We start from the raw sequence: 20,045 nt of genomic DNA, 5'->3' as shown, positions 1-20,045 counted from the left end.
GCCATGGAAAAGATCATTCGTCTGTTGTCCATCCTTCTTGGCCTGCAACTGGCTCTGGCCATTGCCCTGGCCTTTTCAGGCCCCGATCTGGAAAACCAGACCCCCGATATGCCGTTCGCTTCCTTCAAGAAGAGCGAAATCGATGGCGTCTCCATTCAGGGCGGCGAAGGGGAAACGGTCGTTCTGGCGCAAAAGGAGGGACGTTGGGTTCTTCCGGAGCAAAAGGATTTCCCGGCCAACGCACACCTGGTCGAAAACCTCCTTGAAAGCCTGGGAGCATTGAAACAGGGATTGCCCGTGGCCACCTCGGCCACGGCCCAGGGACGGTTCAAGGTGGCCGAGAAGGAATTTGAGCGCAAGATTGTCCTTTCGCAAAAGGGCCAACCCAAGGCGACCCTCTATTTCGGGACCTCCCCAGGCATGAGACTGGTCCAGGCCCGGGTGGAAGGATCCGACGCCATCCGGACGGTCGCTTTCGCCAATCATCAGGCCCCGGTCAAGATCGATGACTGGATCGACAAGGATATTCTGGCCATAACCACGGAGGAGATCGAAACCATCGAAGTGGCTGGACGGACCATCACCCCCGTGGCCGCGGCGGAAACCGCGAACAAGGACGGCAAGGCCGGAGAAAAGAAGGAAGAAGGCCAGAAAAAAGAAATTTCATGGAACATCGCGCCACTCGGACAGGGAGAGACCCCCAACCAGGAAGAACTGGCACGCCTGGCGCGCACACTCGCCCAGTTGCGCATCGATGGTCTGGAAACGCTCGACCCCGAAGGAAAAGAGGCACTGAAACAATCGACGCTGGAATTATCCATCAAGCGGAAAAATGGATCGAAGACGGTCCTCAAGGTGGCGCGGGTCGAAAAGAAAAACCTGTACCTGATTCAATCCACGACGAGGGAGGAAGTTTTTCGTATCGCGGGATACGTAGGCGAACTGTTTCTGAAAAAACCGCTCAAGGAAACCCTGATCACATCTCCGAACCGACCTGCCGCCGCGACACCGCCCGAGGCCGGATCCGCCGCCAATCCCCAACATATGACGGTCCCTGACGCGGCACAAAATGATGAAAAAGGTCCTGCCCACTCCGGTGAATCTTCACCCGCTCCTACCCCGGATCCGTCCACGACCTCAGGGGCTTCCACGAGTGTTGCGCCGGATGGTTCTCCCCCCGCCATCTCGCCCGAAAAGGGATCCGAGACACCAACACGATGAACGGCGTGGAATCGTCCGCATGGGCGCATAGGTTCATTACAAAACAGGTAACGGCCCAGGTACCCTCTGGGTTCAATTATTGAAAGAAAAAAGGGGTCTGGGGGATTGCCCCCAGGGTTTTGACTTTGTTTTTGATTTTGTTTTTCCACGCGCCCTTTCACCCGAAGCAAGATTCCCGCGTGGTTTTTGCGGGAATCTTGCGTAGGCGCGCGCCTTGGTCCCGATCTTTTCGCGGTTTTTGCGAAAAGATCGGGACGCATTGCAAGTTTTCAGGCCTTACAACCGGCAATGCGTCTGTCCTTCTTCGCAAAAAACGCGAAGAAAGACAGACCAAAGCGCGCGCCTGCGCGGTTTCTCGCAAAAACCATGCGAGAAACCGCTTCGGGTGAAATAGCGCGTAAAAAACAAAGTCCAAAACAAAGTCAAAAACAAAATCAAAACCCTGGGGGCAATCCCCCAGACCCCTTTTTTCTTTCAATAATTGAACCAAGAGAGTACCTGGGCAGTTACCTTTTTTCAACAATTTGTACAAAATTGAACAAGGATCAGGGAAAAAGTTGAAAGATTGATCCTGTCAAAAAAATGATTCAATGTTTCTCCAAACGAGATTGAATGAAATTTACATTTATAATCAACATAATACGAAAAAAATCCACAATTCACAGACACTTCTTCTTCTATAATTCCCTATAAATGAAAAATGATGAATCCCCAGTCAAGAAGAAGAAGCGAGCATCCCTTCCTTGGCAAAACTGAAATGTTCATCCTTGGCGACAATGATGTGATCCAGAACTTTAATGTCCATCGCATGAAAAACCGTAACCAGTAAATCAGTCAATTTGACATCCGCTTTGGAAGGATTGGCATTTCCCGAAGGGTGGTTGTGGGCAAAAATAACATTGCTGGCATTGACCTTCAACGCCTCCTTGACAACATGTCTGGGGTAAACGAACGCCTGTTTGACCGTCCCTTCGGAAACAATGTTGCTTGAAAGAACCCGACATTGATTATCCAAAGCGACAAGTAAAAATACCTCTTCGGATCGAGTTGCAAGAATGGGCTGGACAAAACGGACTGAAGATTCAGGGTCTCGAAGTGGCGCATTTGACTTGTTCAGCTTATCCAAAGAATATCTTCGGAAAATAGGGGGCAAAGCGGAGAGTAGATAGGCACTTTTTTCACCAATGCCATATTCTTGTTTCAATAAAGCAAAATCGGCATCAAGAACATGGGAAAGACTGCCATAGCGATTAATAAGCAAATGGGCGATTTTATTCGTGTCTTTCCTTGGAATGGAAAAAAAGAGTAACAGTTCCAAAACCTCATGATCGTGAAAACTTTCAATTCCTTCATTGACCAAGCGATTCAAAAGACGCTGGCGATGGCCTTCATGGAGAGAGCTGTCAAAAGGTGCTGGTTTGTCGGAAAAAGGAGGGGAAGGAGGTTTCACGTGAAACACCTCATGAGCCTTCCAAAAGGTGCATCAAATAAATTAATCACAGTTGGAACAGTTCCTTTGCCAGTGGAATGGAAATATTGCGCGACATTTTCGAACTTTGCCAGTCTAAAACTTCAATAGCCTTGGCATAAGCTGCAACCGATCGCGGCAACCTTAATACAAGATAGTTGACCAGATCGTCAGAAAGATCAATACTTCGATCAAGGCCAATTTTTTTCATGATTCGCCCAAGAAATTGATCATTAATCGGTGACAATTCAACAATATTTCCCCAAAGCAGTCTGCTGCGCAATTCAGGTCGCAACCTTTTCATGGAAACAGGATGAATTCGCGATGCGAATAACAGCTTGCCCCCATGGTCAAGAAAAAGATTGAAAAAATAAAGAATCATTTCCTGACCCAATTCGTTTTGATCCAATTCCTCCAAACCATCCAGGGAAATCATGCGATGATTCAATAATTGATTCAGCCTTCCAAAATCAATTTCCTTTTCTTGACGGACAGCCATTTTTTCAATCAATTCGGAACAATGAAAACAGATTCCATTTTCTGAACGGTCATTCCATCGACGAATCGCCGCACGTAATAAATGCGTCTTCCCAGTCCCTGTTTCACCAACCACAACCATTGCACCTGGATTGTCCGTATCATCGATAAATTGAATTACAGAATCAAGAGCGACTTTGTTTTTGCCTTCCACAAGAAAATTTCCAAAATGATCATCCGGAATAAAGTTGAACAAAAGAAAGAGCTGCTCACCTTCAGTATCAAACATGGCCGTTTCTTTATCAATGAATTCTTTGTCGTCTGTCTAAATTCAAGAATTTTCCCTCTCGACAGCTTTCCTCGTCCAAAGGAAAATGTAAATGAATCCGGAGGAAATGGTTGTTACCATGACGGTCAGGAAGAGAAAATTCCTGATACCTGTCCAGACAGGAATGATTTCGTTTCCCATGACAACGGCAATGAGAATAATCTGCATGACCGTATTGACCTTGCTGATCGTCAATGGTTCCATTTTTAAAGATCCAGTCAAAACTTGAAATACCATCGCCCCGGCAATGATCAACAAATCCCTGGTGACGACAATCAAGGTAAGCCATAATGGAATCAAACCAGTGACATTCAAGGTCACAAAACTTGAAGTCAACAGAATTTTATCCGCCAATGGGTCAAGAATTTTTCCAAGTTCGGTTATTTTTCCATATTTTTTGGCGATGTATCCATCCAGGGCATCGGTGACTCCCGCCATGACAAATAAAAAAAGACCCCAGTGTATTTGATTGTTGAGTACCAACCAAATAAACAGGGGCACGGAAAAAATTCGGATGAATGAAAGTATGTTCGGTAGATTCATGGCAGATTGATGATCATGTCCAATCCCTCACCTTGATCACTGGCTCCAAGGGCTTCCAACCCTTTTTTGACCTCCGCTTCACTTCCTTGATATTCCAACCTGAGTTTGACATCGGTGCTGCTCATTTCCAGAAACGATACACTGTCCACCCCCGAAAGTGATTTCATTCGTTCGATCAATTCATCCAGGGTATCCAGATTGTTGGAATTGATGACCGAAATGTCAATATGATCATTGTCTCCAGGCTCCATGATATGGGATACAATCCACGGATCAATGATCCGTTGCGCCAGGAGCAAAATCTTCTCATTCCATTTTTTTCCCTTCACGGAATTTTTTTCATCATTCTTCGGTTCAGTAAACCTTGTAAAATAATATGTTACTTCATCATCACCAATTTCCACCACCTTCAGCCGGATCCATGGACCATTCTCACCTTTCCGCGATTCCGAACCATCTTCCTCTTCCACGGAAATCTTCCAGGTTTTGACCGTTTTGTACCTTCCACTGGCCCAACGATTGAATTCATTGAAGTGCGCGGGATTTTCCGACAAGGCAAGGGTCGCCAGGTCTTCGACATCTCGCAAAGGTTGCACCATTTCAATGCCATACTGATGGCCAGCCCTTTCAAAAGCCTGTGTCAACGATTTGTAATACGGTGCAGCAATGGACCTTTCCTCGAACAACAATAACGTGGATGGATAGGAGGTTTGACAGATCGAAACACCCGCAGTCGAAAATACTTCTCGAATCTTCTTTTCATCAAAATGAATCGTGACCGTCAATTCCAGGTCGCGGGTGGTACGGCGCTCCGACACAATGATCGATCGTGAAAGCAAATCCTTGATGTTTCGCTGAACTTCCTTGATAAATAAATGGCGATCCTTGCGCTCCCGAGCCGACAACATTTTTTCCAGCAAAAGTTTGAAGGCAATTTTTTGCGCTTCCAGCAAGCCGATGGCACTGCTGTTTTTCGCCGGATCGTTTCCCTGGGGAACATGTACAATGATTCCCTTGACTACATAAAATGAATCTCCATTCTGGGCGAAAATCGTGGAAACGGGAAACAGGAACAATCCCGAAAAAAAGAGGACAAGGAAACAAACATTCCGATAATTCAAAAACTTGACGTGACAAGCCATGGGGTATATTCCCTTCCGGTTCCAATGCCGATCCAATCCGTTGAACGTTTAATGTGACATGGCTTGAAAGCTACCAAATTTTTTCCCTGCGATCACATGAAAACCTGCGAAAGCGATCCCTTATGACCACCTATAAAGATGCCGGCGTCGATATCGATGCGGGAAACCGCGTCGTCTCCCTGATTCGCAAGGCGGTCACGGCAACAAGACGTCCCGAGGTTCGCTCCGATCTGGGTGGATTTGGCGCCCTGTTTCACCCTCAATGGTCGCGCTATCGTGATCCGGTATTGGTTTCTTCCACCGATGGCGTCGGAACCAAATTGAAACTTGCCTTTCTTACGGGCGCTTTGGATACCGTGGGTATCGATCTGGTCGCAATGTCGGTCAACGATCTGATCGTCCAGGGGGCAGAACCTTGGTTTTTTCTCGATTATTTCGCTACAGGAAAACTGGAACCGGAAAAAGCAGCCACCGTGATCGAAGGAATCGCCAAGGGATGCCTCATGGCGGGTTGCGCCTTGATCGGCGGTGAAACCGCGGAAATGCCCGATTTCTATCCCGATGGTGAATTTGATCTTGCCGGATTTGCCGTTGGCATGGTGGAAAAAGATGCCATCATCGATGGTCATGACATACGACCCGGAGACCACCTGGTCGCCTTGGCCTCTTCGGGACCTCATTCCAATGGTTACTCCTTGATTCGCCGCCTGATTCTGTCCGAAAACGGCCCTGGATTGGATGCCTCGTTCGAAGGACAGACTTTGGCCAAGGTATTGATGACGCCAACCCGAATATACGTCAAACCTCTGCTGCAATTGTTGAAAGAAGTCCCCGTCAAAGGGATCGTCCATGTTACCGGAGGAGGATTTCAGGAAAACATTCCCCGAATCCTGCCACCAGGTGTCACCGCCTTCATCGATAAAAAATCCTGGTCGCGGCCAGGAATCTTTAACTACCTGCAGCAATTGGGCCATATTGCCGAGGCGGAAATGTTGCACACCTTCAATTGTGGCGTCGGCATGATCCTGGCAGTCGCTCCGGAATTTTCGTCAAGGACGGTGACTCTGTTGCACGGGATGGGCGAAACCTGCTGGAAAATCGGTACCATCGAACCATCGACAGGGGAGGGGATGGAAAGGGTGGTGTTCCTTGACTGATTTATTGAATATCGGAGTCCTGGTTTCGGGTGGTGGATCCAACCTGCAAGCCATTATCGATGGTTGTGCCAGCGGATTCATTCCGGCGCGGGTTGCGGTCGTCGTCAGCAACAAAAAAGAGGTCCATGCCTTGGAACGGGCACGCAAGGCCGGGATCCCCGCTTTTGTGGTCGATCATGATCAATTCGGTGGACGGGAATCCTTTGAAAAAACCCTGGCGGAACTCTTGACACGACACGCCGTCGGACTGGTCTGTCTCGCCGGATTCATGCGCATTCTTTCCCCATGGTTTGTACACCAGTTTTCAGGGCGCGTTCTCAACATCCATCCCGCCCTCCTGCCCGCCTTTCCCGGCTTGCACGTACAAAAAAGGGCTTTGGAATCGGGCACCCGATTTTCCGGGGCCACCGTTCACTTTGTCGATGATGGCGTCGATACCGGTCCCATCGTGATCCAGGCGGTGGTGCCCATTCTTCCCGACGATGATGTAAACACCCTGTCGGACCGAATCCTGAGGCAGGAACACCGCATCTATCCCCTTGCAGTGCGCTGGTTTGCCCAGAAAAAATTACGGTTGATCGATGGCAGGGTGGAAATGACCCCGGGTCCGGAACAGGATCGGGAAATGGTCCTGGCAGGCGAGAAGGGGTGGATTCATCCACCACCCGCCTGATCGGTTATATTGGACGAATTTTCGCTTCTACAACGATCAAAAGGGAATGTCGTCGTCGAAACTGGGAATGTTTCCTGCTGCGGGACTTTGGACAGGGGCGCTCGATTTTCCCACGGAGGTTCCAAAAGACGGGGCGCGGGCAGGAATTGGTTCGGAAGATGGCGCCGCGCCAAAACCTCCAGGTGGAGGGCCAAAATCATTCGCATCGAACGGGGCAGGGCCACCCGCAAAAGGATCCTGCGGCGCGGGGGCGTTGGAATATCCCGACGAATAGGAACCTTGACCGCGATTGCCACCACCACCCAACATGATCATCTGACTGCCAAGGTTCCCGGCGACGATTTCCGTGGTATAACGTTCCATCCCCTGTTTGTCGGTCCATTTGCGTGTTTGCAGCTTTCCTTCAATGAAAACTTGTGAACCCTTGCGCAAATATTGCTGGACCACTTCGGCGGTTCGACCGAAGACAACCACACGATGCCATTCAGTCCGTTCCTGCCTTTGACCTTGGACATCATTCCAGGTATCCGAGGTGGCAATTCTCAGATTGGCAACCGCTTTTCCATCCTGGGTGGCACGCATTTCGGGATCGGCGCCCAGATGACCGATCAATTGGACTCTGTTTAAGGATCGAGACATGCCAAAATCCTCATCAAGGGGTGATTGGGTGTGCCATGAGACCTGGCGTGCGACGAGCAAACCCGAACCATCTCCTTGTAACAGAAAACAACAAGAAGAAAAAGAAGCCTTGACGGCACATTGCATCTTTCACCATGCCCGTCTCCATCCGTGGTGACGCATTCCCGGAAGTATCGAGAAAAACACCAACCGATCAGGATTTTCATGAATATCTGGCCCCATGGAATGCTTGTTGCAAGTGCGTACCTGTTGGGTTCCATCCCGTTTGGACTGTTGATGGGATGGTTGTTCGGCTCGGGAGACATTCGCAAACAGGGTAGCGGCAACATTGGCGCCACCAATGTGCTGCGTACCACCGGAAAAAAGGCGGCCTTTCTGGCATTGCTCCTGGACATGGCCAAGGGGGGCGTGGCGGTGGCGATCGGCATTCATCTTTTTCCGCCAATTCCAGGCCTGGTCCCCGCATTGGCTCTGGCTGCATTCGCGGGACATCTTTATCCAATCTATCTGGGGTTTTCCGGAGGCAAGGGGGTTGCCACGGCATTGGGAATTTTTCTGGCATGGACTCCCGTGGCGGGTGTGAGCATCCTCTTGACCTGGTTGGTGGTGGCGGCAGTCATGAAATTTTCCTCGCTCGCCGCCCTGATCGCTTTCATGGTCCTCCCCATCCTGGAATATGTTTTGGACAAACCCGAGGCTTTGATGGTATCTCTGATCGTGACGCCGGCGATTTTTTGGCGCCATCGGGAAAATATAAGCCGATTGCTCCATGGAACCGAACCCCGGATCGGAAAAAAAGGGCAAACTTCATGAGTGACCGCAAGAACTGGTGTTCCATGTTCCCGGTCGGTCGCGCCACGGGACACTTCAAAGGATGTGCCTTTCTTGGTTTCCTTGTCCTTTTCGTCCTGCCGGGAATCACTTCCGGGGCCGACGGAACGAGACATCCCGGAAAAAATTTGCCGCGTGTCGTCTTGAAACCGGAAATCGTCACGCGCCCCGCGGTCGTCGATCCCGACCCCCAGCTGCAAACGATCCAATCCGCCCTCGAACTCCAGCTTTTCAAGGGAAACTGGATCCTGGATGAACCAGCCCCGAAGAATCATCGGATCGTCGGCATCGTCGAAAAGGAAACCGCTTCGGTCGGTCAACGTCTGGTCATCGAGGCCTCGGACCGGTTTCGGAGTGGCGATCTGCTGACGGTCCATCGACCGGGAGAGATCCTGCGCGATCCCGAAGATGGGCGAATTCTGGGACGGATTTCGGAAACGTTGGGAATCGTCGAAATCATCGAAACGGGCCCGGAGGGATCGATCGCGGTCGTGGTCAGGGCCTTCAAGGAAATAATGGCTGGTGACCGGGTCGATTCCTTTCTCAACGAAAAAACTTCCCTGAAACTTGAATCGGATCCTGGTTTCAATGGATCGGGACCCATCCTTCATATTGAAAATAACTTGAATATTGGAGGAGAGGGCCAGGTCGTGGCGGTCGGATTGGGGACGAAAGACCGGGTTTTTCCCGGATTGATCCTCCCGGTTCATCGAACACGGCCATCGATGTCGTTGCATGAAACGGAGCACGATTCCGCCGTTCAGGATTTTCGCATCGATTCGCGTCCGGTGGCCGAGGTTGTTCTTTTTCGTATCGCTGCCCAGGTCTCTCTGGCCTTGATCATCCGTTCCAATGATGTTGTCGAAAAAGGTGACCGGGTCGGGACGCGGTTCGTGTCGCGGGAATGGCATGAAAACCCATGATCTGATCGATTGGTTGCGTTTGATCCAGATTCCCGGTCTGGGGCCGGTAGGCATCAGAAAATTATTGGGTTATTTTGGTCATCCCCAGGCGGTGGTCCAGGCCAGCGAACCGGAATATCGCGCCATACCGGGGATCAAACCGCATTTGCTGGAGAACCTTCTTGGCTTTCGCCGGAAGATTCCCGCCGAACCGGTCGCCGATCAACTGCACTGGTTGCAGCGGATCGGGGCCAGAATCACAACCCTGGGTGATGACGATTATCCCCACCTGTTGGCCCAGATTCACGACCCACCCCCTGTTCTCTACATACGTGGCGATCCGTCAACCCTGATCGCGCCGCGCATGATGGCTGTGGTCGGATCCCGCCGGGCAAGCCCCCAGGCCTTGGACATGGCCTACCGGTTATCCCGGTCCCTGGCGCAGGCCGGGGTTGCCATTGTCAGCGGCCTGGCGTTGGGGGTCGATTCCGCTGCCCATCGCGGGGCGCTCGATGGCGGGGGAACGACCATCGCCGTGACCGCGGTCGGGCTCGATATCTGTTATCCCGCGGCCAATCATCAACTGGCCCAGACCATCATCGCCCAGGGGGCCCTCATCACCGAGGCGCCTCTGGGTACCAAACCCGAACCTTTTCGCTTTCCCGCGCGCAATCGAATCATCAGTGGTCTGACACATGGCGTCGTCGTTGTGGAAGCGGGTGAAAAATCGGGGGCGTTGATCACCTCCCGTCTGGCATTGGAACAGGGACGGGAAGTGTTCGCCATTCCCGGGGTGGCAGGGGATTGGCGCTGCAAGGGGAGCAACCGTCTTCTGCGCGAAGGCGCCGGCCTGGTCGAGGATGCCAGGGACATCCTCCTGGAAATGAAATGGCCGGTTGCGGCAAGCGGCGGGGAACCGCAACATCCCATGACACTGGATCCGGACGGTTCCATGGGCCGATTGCTCCAAAGTCTGAGCGCCGGACCGGTTCAGGCGGATGAACTGGCCCGAAAGAGTCATTTGACAGTCGCGGCGCTATCCAGCATCCTTTTGCAACTGGAACTGGCGGGAATCGTGATTCGCCTTCCGGGAAACTGGTTCGCCTTGCAAAATACCGCAACGCATGACACAACGTCCTGAACGGGTCCGATCCGCTTGAGAGTGATCACCCGTCAACCTTCAACCAATCGGTTCGAGTCGATTGTACCATGCGTTCCGTAGTCATTGTCGAATCGCCTGCCAAGGCCAAAACCATCAACAAATTCCTGGGACAGGATTATTCCGTGGTCGCAACCTACGGCCATATCCGCGATCTGCCCAGGAAAACCGGTTCGGTGGATCCGGAAAACGATTTTTTCATGCATTACGAGGTCGTCAAGCAATCGGGCAAGCATGTGACCGCCCTGGTCAAGGAGGTCAAGGATGCCGAGGAAATATTGCTGGCCACCGACCCTGATCGCGAAGGAGAGGCCATTTCGTGGCATGTCCTCGAGGTCTTCAGGGAAAAAAAGATCGGCTTGAAAAACAAGGCGGTCAAGCGGGTCGTCTTTCATGAAATCACCCGGCGGGCCATCGAAGAAGCGATCGCCAATGCCCGCGACGTGGACATGAATCTGGTCAATGCCCAGCAGGCGCGTCGGGCCTTGGATTATCTGGTCGGGTTCAATCTGAGTCCCCTCTTGTGGAAAAAGGTGCGCCGTGGCCTGTCGGCGGGACGGGTGCAATCGGTTGCCCTGCGCCTGGTTTGCGAGCGTGAAGCGGAAATTCAGGCATTTCAAACGCGGGAATACTGGAGCATCGAGGCACAGGTCGCCAAAAAGGGGACCCGGGATGTCCATCCCTTTCCCGCCCGATTGCAGGTGGCTCAGGGGATCAAACTTGACAAGTTCGACATCGCCGACAAGGAACAGGCCGAAGCGATTGTCCGGGCCATCGCCGGACAGGATGTGACGGTCGCGGAACTGGAAAAGAAGCAATCCCGTCGCAAACCTTCTCCCCCCTTCATCACTTCGACCCTGCAACAGGAAGCGTCACGCAAGCTCGGGTTTTCGGCGAAAAAAACAATGGTCTGTGCGCAAAAATTGTACGAGGGAGTCGAGATCAAGGAAGAATCGCTTGGCGTTGCCGATACCTACGGCCTGATTACCTACATGAGGACCGATTCGGTCAATCTGGCCCAGGAGGCGGTGACTGCGCTTCGCGAGGTGGTCGGAAAACGTTTTGGTCGCGAATTTCTTCCCAAGTCGGAACGAAAATTCAAATCTTCGACAAAAAATGCCCAGGAGGCCCATGAAGCGATCCGGCCTACCAATCCTGCCCTGTCTCCGGACAAGCTGCGTCATTCACTGGAAAAAGATCTGTTTCGTCTCTACGAATTGATCTGGAAACGGACCGTGGCCTGTCAGATGGCCGATGCTGAAATCGACAATGTCGCGGCAACCCTGTCGGTTGGTTCTTCCTCTCCCGAGGCCCCGTATCGGTTTCGCGCTACCGGTTCCTCGGTTCGTTTTCCCGGGTACATGAAGGTCTACCTGGAGGGACGCGATGAAGTGTCGGCCCAGGACCGCAACGAGGAGGAAGAGGACCGGGGCATGTTGCCGCCCCTCGAAAAAGGGGAAACCTTGTCGATGCAGCGCATCGAACCCCTGCAACACTTCACCGAACCCCCGCCACGCTATACCGAAGCGACCCTCGTCAAGGCCCTGGAAAGCTATGGCATTGGGCGTCCCTCGACCTATGCTCCGACCATGACGACGCTTCAGGATCGCGGTTATGTCCGTTTGGAGAGCAAAAAGTTTTTTCCCGAGGATGTCGGCATGGTGGTCAATCGGTTTCTGGTGGAACATTTCAACCGCTATGTCGATTTTCATTTCACGGCCCATCTTGAAGACGATCTGGATGCCATCTCCAGGGGCGAAAAGGAGTGGGTGCCACTTCTTAAAAGTTTTTGGAATCCGTTCATCGTCCAGGTTCAGGACAAGGAAAAAACCACCAGCCGTGCCGATTTCACCTCGGAGACCACCAATGAAACCTGTCCTGAGTGTTCCCAGCCTTTGTTGATCAAACTGGGGCGGTTTGGCAAGTTTTTCGCCTGCTCCAATTATCCCGAGTGTCGTTTTACGCGCAACATCAAAAAAGACGGCGCCAGCGACGAGGTTCGGGCGGAGCCGGAGGTTTCGCAGGAAAAATGTGAAAAATGCGGCAAACCCATGTTGATCAAGGAGGGGCGGTTCGGCAAGTTTCTGGCGTGCAGCGGCTATCCCGAGTGTCGCAACAACCAGCCGCTGGAAAAACCAAAATCTACCGGGGTGACCTGTCCTTTGTGTGGAAAGGGGCAGTTTCTGGAGAAAAAATCGCGCCGTGGCAAGATTTTTTATTCCTGTTCCGCCTATCCGGAATGCAAAAATGCCTTGTGGAACAAGCCGATCGCCATTCCCTGTCCCAGATGTGCCGCTCCATTCGTGACCGAGAAAATCACCAAACGTTGGGGTGTCGAACATTTGTGTGTTCGTGAAGGGTGTGATTATCGGGAAAAACAGGAAACTCCGGAGAGTGATTCCGAGCTTTCATAAGTGAAAGAAAAAAGGTACTTCCCCGGATCGAGACTATTGAAAGAAAAAAGGGGTCTAATGGTATGGTTCGCTCCGTTCTCTGTTTGATGGTTGACTGAAATCCATCTTGGCCCATTTCGAGGCCGTTGGGAACGGGGCGGACCATACCATTAGACCCCTTTTTTCTTTCAATCATTGAACCCGTACTTCGATGAACCATGAGCTTCGGTGATTTTGAAATCATTGTGGTCGGCGGCGGTCACGCGGGAATCGAGGCGGCACATGCCGCTGCCCGTCTTGGCGCCCATACCCTGCTGATCACCCAAAACATCGATACCATCGGCGCCCTCTCCTGCAATCCCGCCATCGGTGGCATCGGCAAGGGACATATCGTCCGCGAAATCGACGCCATGGGAGGGATCATGGCCACCATCGCCGATCGCTCGGCAATCCATTTTCGTCTCCTGAACCGGCGCAAAGGACCGGCGGTGCGTGGACACCGCGGCCAGATGGACAAGGGATTCTATCGTCGCAACGCCCTGGGAATACTGGGAAAACTTCAATGGCTTTCCCTGTTTCAGGGAGAGGTGGCGCGAATTCTTCCGGGTCAGGGTGGAGAAGTTGCCGGAGTCGCCTTGACCCAGGGATTGGAATTCACGGCCCGGGCAGTGGTTCTGACAACCGGGACGTTTCTGGCAGGCAAGGCCCATATCGGAAGCCACCAGTTTGACAGCGGTCGCCTGGGGGACGCCCCAAGCAATGCCCTGAGCCAACATCTTCGCGCCATGGGTCTGGATATGATGCGGCTGAAAACCGGAACCCCACCCCGGTTGCATGCCGCCTCCATCGACTGGACCCGGACCGAACCGCAGGAGGGCGACCATTTGCCGGAAATGTTTTCGTTTCTGCACAAGGTCCCTTTTTTGCCACAGACCCGGTGCCATCTGACGCGGACGACGGCGCAAACGGCACGGATCATTCGCGACAATATCGATCAGGCGCCATTGTTCAACGGTCAGATCCAGGGAATCGGCCCGCGCTATTGCCCTTCGATCGAAGACAAGATCAACAAATTTCCCGATCGGTCGGAACATACCCTGTTCCTCGAACCCGAAGGATTGGATTCCCCGGAAATCTACCCCAACGGTATTTCCACGAGCCTCCCCCTGGCAGTTCAAAAGGCCGTGGTTCATTCCATTCCCGGTTTGGAACAGGCACGCTTTACCCGTCCTGGCTATGCGATCGAGTACGACGCCCTCAATCCCATGAGCCTTTATCCGTCGTTGGAGGTCAAGGGGATCGGCGGATTGTTTACCGCGGGACAAATCAACGGTACAACCGGTTATGAGGAGGCGGCAGCCCAGGGATTGATGGCGGGCATCAATGCCTGGCTCAGGCTGGGTGGTCGCGATCCGGTGGTGCTCGATCGCAAATCCTCCTACATCGGCGTGATGATCGATGATCTTGTCACGCGCGGCGTGGACGAACCCTACCGCATGTTTACTTCCCGCGCCGAAGCGCGCATCCTGTTGCGGCCTGACAATGCCGATGAGCGTTTGACCCCCCTGGGGCGACGTTTGGGTCTGGTGGATGAAGAGCGTTGGCAACGCTTCAATGCCAAACAGGAAATGATTCAAAAGGTACGACAACGCCTGGAAACACTGTCGGAACGCCCGGTGGCGGGAGGAGGGCGCAAGACAGGACTGCAATGGTTGGCGGTGGCGGATTGCGACAAGGAATCGCTGCTGGAAGAATTCGGTTTGGGAGATATTCCAGGCGACGTGCGGGCGTTTGTGATGAATGATTGTCATTATGGTGGCTATTGGGAAAAAGTGAAGGAAAGTTTGCGGCAGGATCGGCGTCTGGATGCGATTCGGATACCCAGGGGCATGGATTGGTGGCAGGTGGCGGGATTGTCCACGGAAGTCCGGGAAAAATTGAACCGGGTTCAACCGGAAACCTTGGGACAGGCGGAACGAATTCCCGGAATGACGAGTGCCGCCATCTCCAATCTGTTGATCCATTTGCGCCTGAAACGTTGAAACTCATGAATAGTTATTGAAAAAAAAGGGGTTCCCGCCGTAGCAGGGAATGACGGGGGATTGCCCCCAGGGTTTTGGTTTTGAATATTGTTTCCCACGCCATGGAAAGATTTCCTCATCATCGTTTTGACCCCGAAACGTGCAGGCGTTTGGACCTTTATGCCGGGGAGTTGCTGCAATGGTCGAAAACCTATAACCTGATCGGCCCATGCACCCGGGAAACCCTTTATGACCGGCACTTTCGCGATGGCGCACTCCTCCTGGAGCATCTTCATGCCACAAAATACCTGGCCGACATCGGCTCGGGAGCAGGTTTGCCGGGAATGGTGGTGGCCCTGTTGGCCCAGGGAATCGAACATCTTCGTCTGATCGAACCCCGCAAGAAGCGGATACGATTTCTCAACCATGTCATCGCCCTGATCGGATTGAAAAATGTTGCGACCTTTCACGGAACGGCCGGCCAGGCGGCCCGGGTGATCCCGATGGAATTCGATACCGTCATCAGTCGCGGTCTTGGCGATTTGATCCTTGGTGCGAACGAGGCGCTCCCCTTGTTGGCCCCTGGAGGGACCTATCTGACCTTCAAGGGAAAAAATCATGCCCTGGAACAGGAGAAATTTTTGCAGGATCAAATCTCCGCCTCCTATGAACCACCGAAAATCCTGTACGAGGAGGTCATGACGGGCAATCGAATCATCGCCTTGACCAGAAAAAAGGGGAAATGCCCTTGAGCCGAACGCTTGCGGTGATCAATCGCAAAGGGGGGGTCGGAAAAACGACCTGCGCCGTCAATCTTGCCGTCTGCCTGGCGGCGGCGGGAGCCAAAACATTGTTGGTGGACCTGGATCCCCAGGGCAATGCCACCACCACCCTCGGAGTCGGCAAGGATCAGGGCCTTGGGACCATCTATCACCTGTTGTCGGGAGCGCAATCCTTCCCCTCGGTCTTGCGGACGATTCATGTCCCCTGGTTCCAGTTCATCATGGCCGACACCGATCTGGTGGGGGCGGAAATCGAACTGGTCGGCCACCCGCGTCGCGAACAGGTGTTGCAACAGGCCCTGGCGTCCCATAGGGATGGGTTCGAGTTTGTTTTGTTCGACTGTCCCCCCTCCCTGGGACTCCTGACCCTCAATGCCCTCGTCGCCTGCGACGGGGTGATCGTTCCCGTGCAATGCGAATTTTTTTCCATCGAAGGTTTTGTCCAAACCCGGGATACCATCGAACGGATCAACCATCATTTTGGCAAAACCATTTCCCTGGAGGCCATTTTGTTCAACATGTTTGATGGATCCGAGGAAAAAAAAGCGTTCATCACGGAATTCAAGAATCGGCTGGCGCAACCCGTGGCTGCCTGGACCATCGATTATGATCATCAGGTCAACATGGCGCCGAGCCATTTCAAACCGGGGGTTTGTTACAACCCCTGGGGGGTGGCCTCCAGACAGTTCAAGGACATCGCGTTGCATCTGATCGCGACGAACAGGGGATGACGATGACGGCACCTTCAAGTCGATTGGGACGTGGTTTGGGTTCCCTTCTGGGAGAGGAAGGGATGGGAATGGGGCTTGGACGGACGCGGGAACCATCAACCCTTCCCATCGACCGCATCAGTCCCAACATGAATCAACCGCGCCGCTTTTTCGATGAAGAAAAATTGCTCGAACTGGCCAACTCCCTGAAGGAAAAAGGGATGTTGCAACCGGTACTCGTGCGCAAACTGGCGGACGGGACCCATCAGATCATCGCCGGCGAACGCCGCTGGCGTGCCGCCCGGATCGCCGGCCTGCGCGAGATTCCCGTCATCGAGAAGGATTTGAACGATGCCGAAACCCTGGAAATCTCCCTGCTGGAAAACATACAACGGGAAGACCTCAACCCGGTGGAATTGGCCCGCGCTTTTGAACGCCTGGTCAACGAATACAATTATTCCCACAAGCAGATCGGTGATTCGGTGGGAAAAAGCCGTATGGCGGTAAGCAACATTCTGCGTATTTTGAAACTTCCACCCTCGATTCTGCAACATCTTGAAGAGGGGCGGATCAGCGCCGGACACGCCCGGGCCTTGATCGCCCGGATCGATGACGAACCGTTTCTCGAAGAAACCGTCGCCAGAATCATTCGGGAAAATCTTTCGGTACGCGAGGTCGAACGATTGATGGGTGGCAAAACGACGGAATCATTGGCGCCCGTTGCCGATGGGGCGATCATTTCCGCCGCATCCCCCCCCGATCCTGAAGGTTCCGGTTCCGACACTCCCGACCTTGAATCTTTCGTTTCCGAATCCTCCGATCCGGAATCTTCCGATCATAAACCCCTGGAACAGGCAACCATTGCACCACCAGCATCCGTCGTCGAGGAACTACCTCCATTGCAACTGCCGGATGCCGATGCCATGACGTCACCACCTCCCTATGTCGCATCGTTGGATCATCTTGGTCGCCGGTTTGGCATACGGATGACGTTCCAAAGGTCGGGAGGAAAACGGAGGGTCGTTTTCGAGTGCGACGACGATGAAACCCTGCAACGCCTCGTCGATGCGCTGCAAAATGTGACCATTTCCGGATGATGAACCATGGATGAACAGGATGCGCGGCTGGAACGCCTGTTTTCGCTGAGTGTCGAAAAATCGGTGCTCGGTTCGTTGCTGATGGACAACACCAATTTTGACACCATCACCGGCGAATTGACCGCTGACGACTTTTTCGTCCCCTTGAACCAGGAACTCTATCGGGAAATATTTCAGGCCATCGAAAAGGAAAGTTTTGTCGATGCGGTGACCCTCGTGGCGCGAATGGGACGCACCGGGGAGGCGGAAAAAGAACTGAAACTCTACATCCTGAGCCTGATCGAATCGGCCCCCTCCTCGTACAATATCGGTTCCTATATCAAAATCCTGAAAGAAAAAAGAATTCTTCGTTTTCTGACCGACGAACTCAAGGAGATCAACGAAAAAATTCTTGCCGAAAAGGTTGACATCAATTCGTTTCTCGATGAAGTCGAGGGCCGTGTCTTCAATGTCGGTGATCAGTTCAAGTCAAGGCAATCCAGCTACGGCACCATGAAATCGATCCTCATGCCGTTCATCGCCAAGGTGGAACGGCTGATGTCGGAGCGCAAGGGGGTCACCGGGGTGACCACGGGGTTTACCCGTCTGGATCAGATGCTCTCGGGGATGCAACCCTCGGATCTGTTGATCCTGGCGGGTCGCCCTTCGATGGGAAAAACGGCCTTTGCCATCAATATTGCCGTCAATGCCGCCATGTCGGGGGACTGTCCGGTGGGGATCTTCTCGCTGGAGATGTCCCGGGAACAGATTGTCTCGCGGATGATCTCGTCGGTCGGTCGCATCGATGCCCACAATCTGCGTTCGGGCATGCTCAGGGATGAAGAGTACGAAAAACTGACTTCCACCGCCGATCGTCTGTCCAAAACCGCCATCTACATCGACGATACACCCGCCCTGTCGATCCATGCCCTGTTGGCGCGGGCGCGCCGACTGAAAAAAGAACGCAACATTCAATTGATCGTCCTGGATTATCTGCAATTGATGCGCGGCGAGGAGGGGATGGAAAACCGGGTGCAGGAGATCACGAACATTTCCCAGGGATTGAAACGGATCGCCAAGGAAATCAATATTCCCGTACTCGCCCTGTCGCAATTGTCGCGCAAGGTCGAGGACCGTCCCGATAAAAAACCAATCCTGTCGGATTTGCGCGAATCGGGTTCCATCGAACAGGATGCCGACGTGGTCATGTTCATCCATCGCGAGGAATACTACAAAAAAGATGATCCCAGTCTTCAGGGATTGGGAGAAGTGATCATCGCCAAACATCGCAACGGACCGGTTGGAATCGTCAAGTTGGCGTTTGTCAACAAATTTACCCGTTTCGACAACCTGGAAGACAGGGAATTCAATCCATGAAAAATTATCGTCGTGCCTGTCTGCGGATCGATCTGGATGCCATCAGGCAAAATTATCTGCTGCTGCAACATCGGGCCGGGGAGGGGGTGCGAATCGCCCCGGTCTTGAAGGCGGATGCCTATGGTCTGGGGATCGAGGCGATCGTGAAGGTCCTTCCGGGATTGCGGACGGTTTGTGTGGCGAGCGTCGAGGAAGGTCTGGCGTTGCGCCGCCTGAATGGGTCCATTGAAATCATACTGCTTTCCGGATTGTGTGTCGAAGCCTTGAAAGATATTCAGGACCATCGGTTGACCCCGGTGGTCTTCGAACCGACGATCATTCCCCATCTGTTGCAATGGAAGGGAAAACTCGATTGTTATCTCAAGATCGATACCGGAATGAATCGTCTGGGGATCAACAAAAAACGAAAAAAAATACTTCGGCAATTGCGCGAGGCCGGGAACATTCGTCTCAGGGGGGTTTTCAGCCATTTCAGTTCCGCCAACGACGAGGACGAGGAGGAGATGGATCGGCAATTGCGGCGGGTCAAGGAGGTGGCGGATTGTCATGAGGTGTCCATGGCCAACAGTGCCGCCACCATGATTTTTTCCGACAGTCATTGTGCCATGGTTCGTCCGGGATTGGCATTGTTGGGGGTAACCCCTTTTCGGGAAACGGACAAGGATTTGATTCCCGCCTTGCGTCTGTCGAGTCGGATCATTCAGGTCAAGAAGATCGGGAAGGGGGAAGCGGTCGGTTATTCCCGGACTTTTCGCAGCGAGGCGGGCATGCACATCGCCGTGATCGCCATGGGGTATGCCGATGGCCTTTCCACCCGGATGTCCAACCGCGGGTATGTCCTGATCAAGGGACAGCGCGCCCCCATTGTTGGACGGGTCAGCATGGACATGACGACGGTGGATGTCACGGGCATTCCAGATGTGCGGGTGGGGGATCGGGTGATTCTGATCGGTCGCTGCGGCGATGAAGAAATTTTGGCGGAAGATGTCGCTTGTTGGAGTGAAAAAAGCAACTATGAAATTCTTTGCAATCTGGGAAACAGAATCAGGCGCCGCTATAGAAAAAAATAAAAATTATTGAAAGAAAAAAGGGGTCTAATGGTATGGTCCGCCCCGTTCCCAACGGCCTCGAAATGGGCCAAGATGG

Annotated in this window: 18 protein-coding genes; 13 read left to right on the top strand and 5 right to left on the bottom strand. The window is 53.0% G+C overall.

The window, feature by feature from the left end; all coding sequences use genetic code 11:
• Positions 1-3 precede the first annotated feature (3 nt).
• Positions 4-1,221 (top strand): DUF4340 domain-containing protein, encoded by a 1,218-nt coding sequence (locus HQL76_07730; protein ID MBF0109047.1) that lies wholly within the window; start codon positions 4-6, stop codon positions 1,219-1,221.
• A 715-nt stretch (positions 1,222-1,936) separates the two neighbouring features.
• Here HQL76_07730 and radC read toward each other — a convergent pair.
• Genes radC through HQL76_07710 form a run of 4 tightly spaced genes read right to left on the bottom strand, consistent with a single transcriptional unit; the run spans position 1,937 to position 5,179 of the window.
• The gene (gene radC / locus HQL76_07725; GenBank protein ID MBF0109046.1) at positions 1,937-2,671 is read right to left on the bottom strand and encodes a DNA repair protein RadC; all 735 of its coding nucleotides are present in this window, start codon (positions 2,669-2,671) and stop codon (positions 1,937-1,939) included.
• A gap of 46 nt (positions 2,672-2,717) precedes the next feature.
• A complete protein-coding gene (locus tag HQL76_07720) occupies positions 2,718-3,455 on the bottom strand; it encodes a hypothetical protein (GenBank protein MBF0109045.1) in 738 nt (245 codons plus the stop codon).
• 42 nt (positions 3,456-3,497) lie between these two features.
• On the bottom strand, positions 3,498-3,995 hold the full coding sequence (locus HQL76_07715; GenBank protein MBF0109044.1) for a CDP-alcohol phosphatidyltransferase family protein: 498 nt from the start codon (positions 3,993-3,995) through the stop codon (positions 3,498-3,500).
• A 38-nt stretch (positions 3,996-4,033) separates the two neighbouring features.
• Entirely contained in the window at positions 4,034-5,179 is a 1,146-nt protein-coding gene (locus HQL76_07710; protein ID MBF0109043.1) for a DUF2066 domain-containing protein, read from the bottom strand.
• A 122-nt stretch (positions 5,180-5,301) separates the two neighbouring features.
• On the opposite strand from HQL76_07710, the gene HQL76_07705 reads away from it, so the two are divergent.
• Both HQL76_07705 and HQL76_07700 read left to right on the top strand, forming a co-directional pair.
• A complete protein-coding gene (locus tag HQL76_07705; GenBank protein MBF0109042.1) occupies positions 5,302-6,336 on the top strand; it encodes a phosphoribosylformylglycinamidine cyclo-ligase in 1,035 nt (344 codons plus the stop codon).
• Positions 6,329-7,009: a phosphoribosylglycinamide formyltransferase gene (locus HQL76_07700; protein MBF0109041.1), complete on the top strand. Its 681-nt coding sequence runs from the start codon at positions 6,329-6,331 to the stop codon at positions 7,007-7,009. Before HQL76_07705 ends, HQL76_07700 begins: the two co-directional genes overlap by 8 nt.
• 36 nt (positions 7,010-7,045) lie before the next feature.
• Here HQL76_07700 and HQL76_07695 read toward each other — a convergent pair whose 3' ends face one another.
• Positions 7,046-7,648, bottom strand: a complete 603-nt coding sequence (locus HQL76_07695) for a single-stranded DNA-binding protein (protein MBF0109040.1) — start codon at positions 7,646-7,648, stop codon at positions 7,046-7,048.
• Between the two features lie 204 nt (positions 7,649-7,852).
• Between HQL76_07695 and plsY the strand changes: the two genes are divergently transcribed.
• The 10 genes from plsY to alr all read left to right on the top strand — a co-directional run bounded on the left by plsY (position 7,853) and on the right by alr (position 19,969).
• A complete protein-coding gene (gene plsY / locus HQL76_07690) occupies positions 7,853-8,461 on the top strand; it encodes a glycerol-3-phosphate 1-O-acyltransferase PlsY (protein ID MBF0109039.1) in 609 nt (202 codons plus the stop codon).
• Positions 8,458-9,402 (top strand): hypothetical protein, encoded by a 945-nt coding sequence (locus HQL76_07685; protein MBF0109038.1) that lies wholly within the window; start codon positions 8,458-8,460, stop codon positions 9,400-9,402. The genes plsY and HQL76_07685 overlap by 4 nt, the downstream gene beginning before the upstream one ends.
• Positions 9,389-10,522, top strand: a complete 1,134-nt coding sequence (dprA, locus tag HQL76_07680) for a DNA-protecting protein DprA (GenBank protein MBF0109037.1) — start codon at positions 9,389-9,391, stop codon at positions 10,520-10,522. Before HQL76_07685 ends, dprA begins: the two co-directional genes overlap by 14 nt.
• A gap of 68 nt (positions 10,523-10,590) precedes the next feature.
• Complete coding sequence (topA, locus tag HQL76_07675; GenBank protein MBF0109036.1) at positions 10,591-12,954, top strand: type I DNA topoisomerase; 2,364 nt, start codon at positions 10,591-10,593, stop codon at positions 12,952-12,954.
• A 197-nt stretch (positions 12,955-13,151) separates the two neighbouring features.
• Positions 13,152-14,975 (top strand): tRNA uridine-5-carboxymethylaminomethyl(34) synthesis enzyme MnmG, encoded by a 1,824-nt coding sequence (gene mnmG / locus HQL76_07670; protein ID MBF0109035.1) that lies wholly within the window; start codon positions 13,152-13,154, stop codon positions 14,973-14,975.
• Positions 14,976-15,076: 101 nt separating this feature from the next.
• Positions 15,077-15,706: a 16S rRNA (guanine(527)-N(7))-methyltransferase RsmG gene (rsmG, locus tag HQL76_07665; protein ID MBF0109034.1), complete on the top strand. Its 630-nt coding sequence runs from the start codon at positions 15,077-15,079 to the stop codon at positions 15,704-15,706.
• Positions 15,703-16,467 (top strand): ParA family protein, encoded by a 765-nt coding sequence (locus HQL76_07660; protein ID MBF0109033.1) that lies wholly within the window; start codon positions 15,703-15,705, stop codon positions 16,465-16,467. The genes rsmG and HQL76_07660 overlap by 4 nt, the downstream gene beginning before the upstream one ends.
• Positions 16,468-16,469: 2 nt before the next feature.
• Positions 16,470-17,543 (top strand): ParB/RepB/Spo0J family partition protein, encoded by a 1,074-nt coding sequence (locus tag HQL76_07655; GenBank protein MBF0109032.1) that lies wholly within the window; start codon positions 16,470-16,472, stop codon positions 17,541-17,543.
• A 6-nt stretch (positions 17,544-17,549) separates the two neighbouring features.
• Positions 17,550-18,899: a replicative DNA helicase gene (gene dnaB / locus HQL76_07650; protein MBF0109031.1), complete on the top strand. Its 1,350-nt coding sequence runs from the start codon at positions 17,550-17,552 to the stop codon at positions 18,897-18,899.
• Positions 18,896-19,969, top strand: coding sequence for an alanine racemase (alr, locus tag HQL76_07645; GenBank protein ID MBF0109030.1), 1,074 nt, complete (start codon positions 18,896-18,898; stop codon positions 19,967-19,969). Before dnaB ends, alr begins: the two co-directional genes overlap by 4 nt.
• Positions 19,970-20,045: the final 76 nt, after the last annotated feature.

The organism is Magnetococcales bacterium (assembly GCA_015228815.1).
In the GTDB taxonomy this organism is placed as follows: domain Bacteria; phylum Pseudomonadota; class Magnetococcia; order Magnetococcales; family UBA8363; genus UBA8363.
Note: the sequence above shows the minus strand (reverse complement) of the source record. Positions and strands in the feature narration are given on the sequence as shown.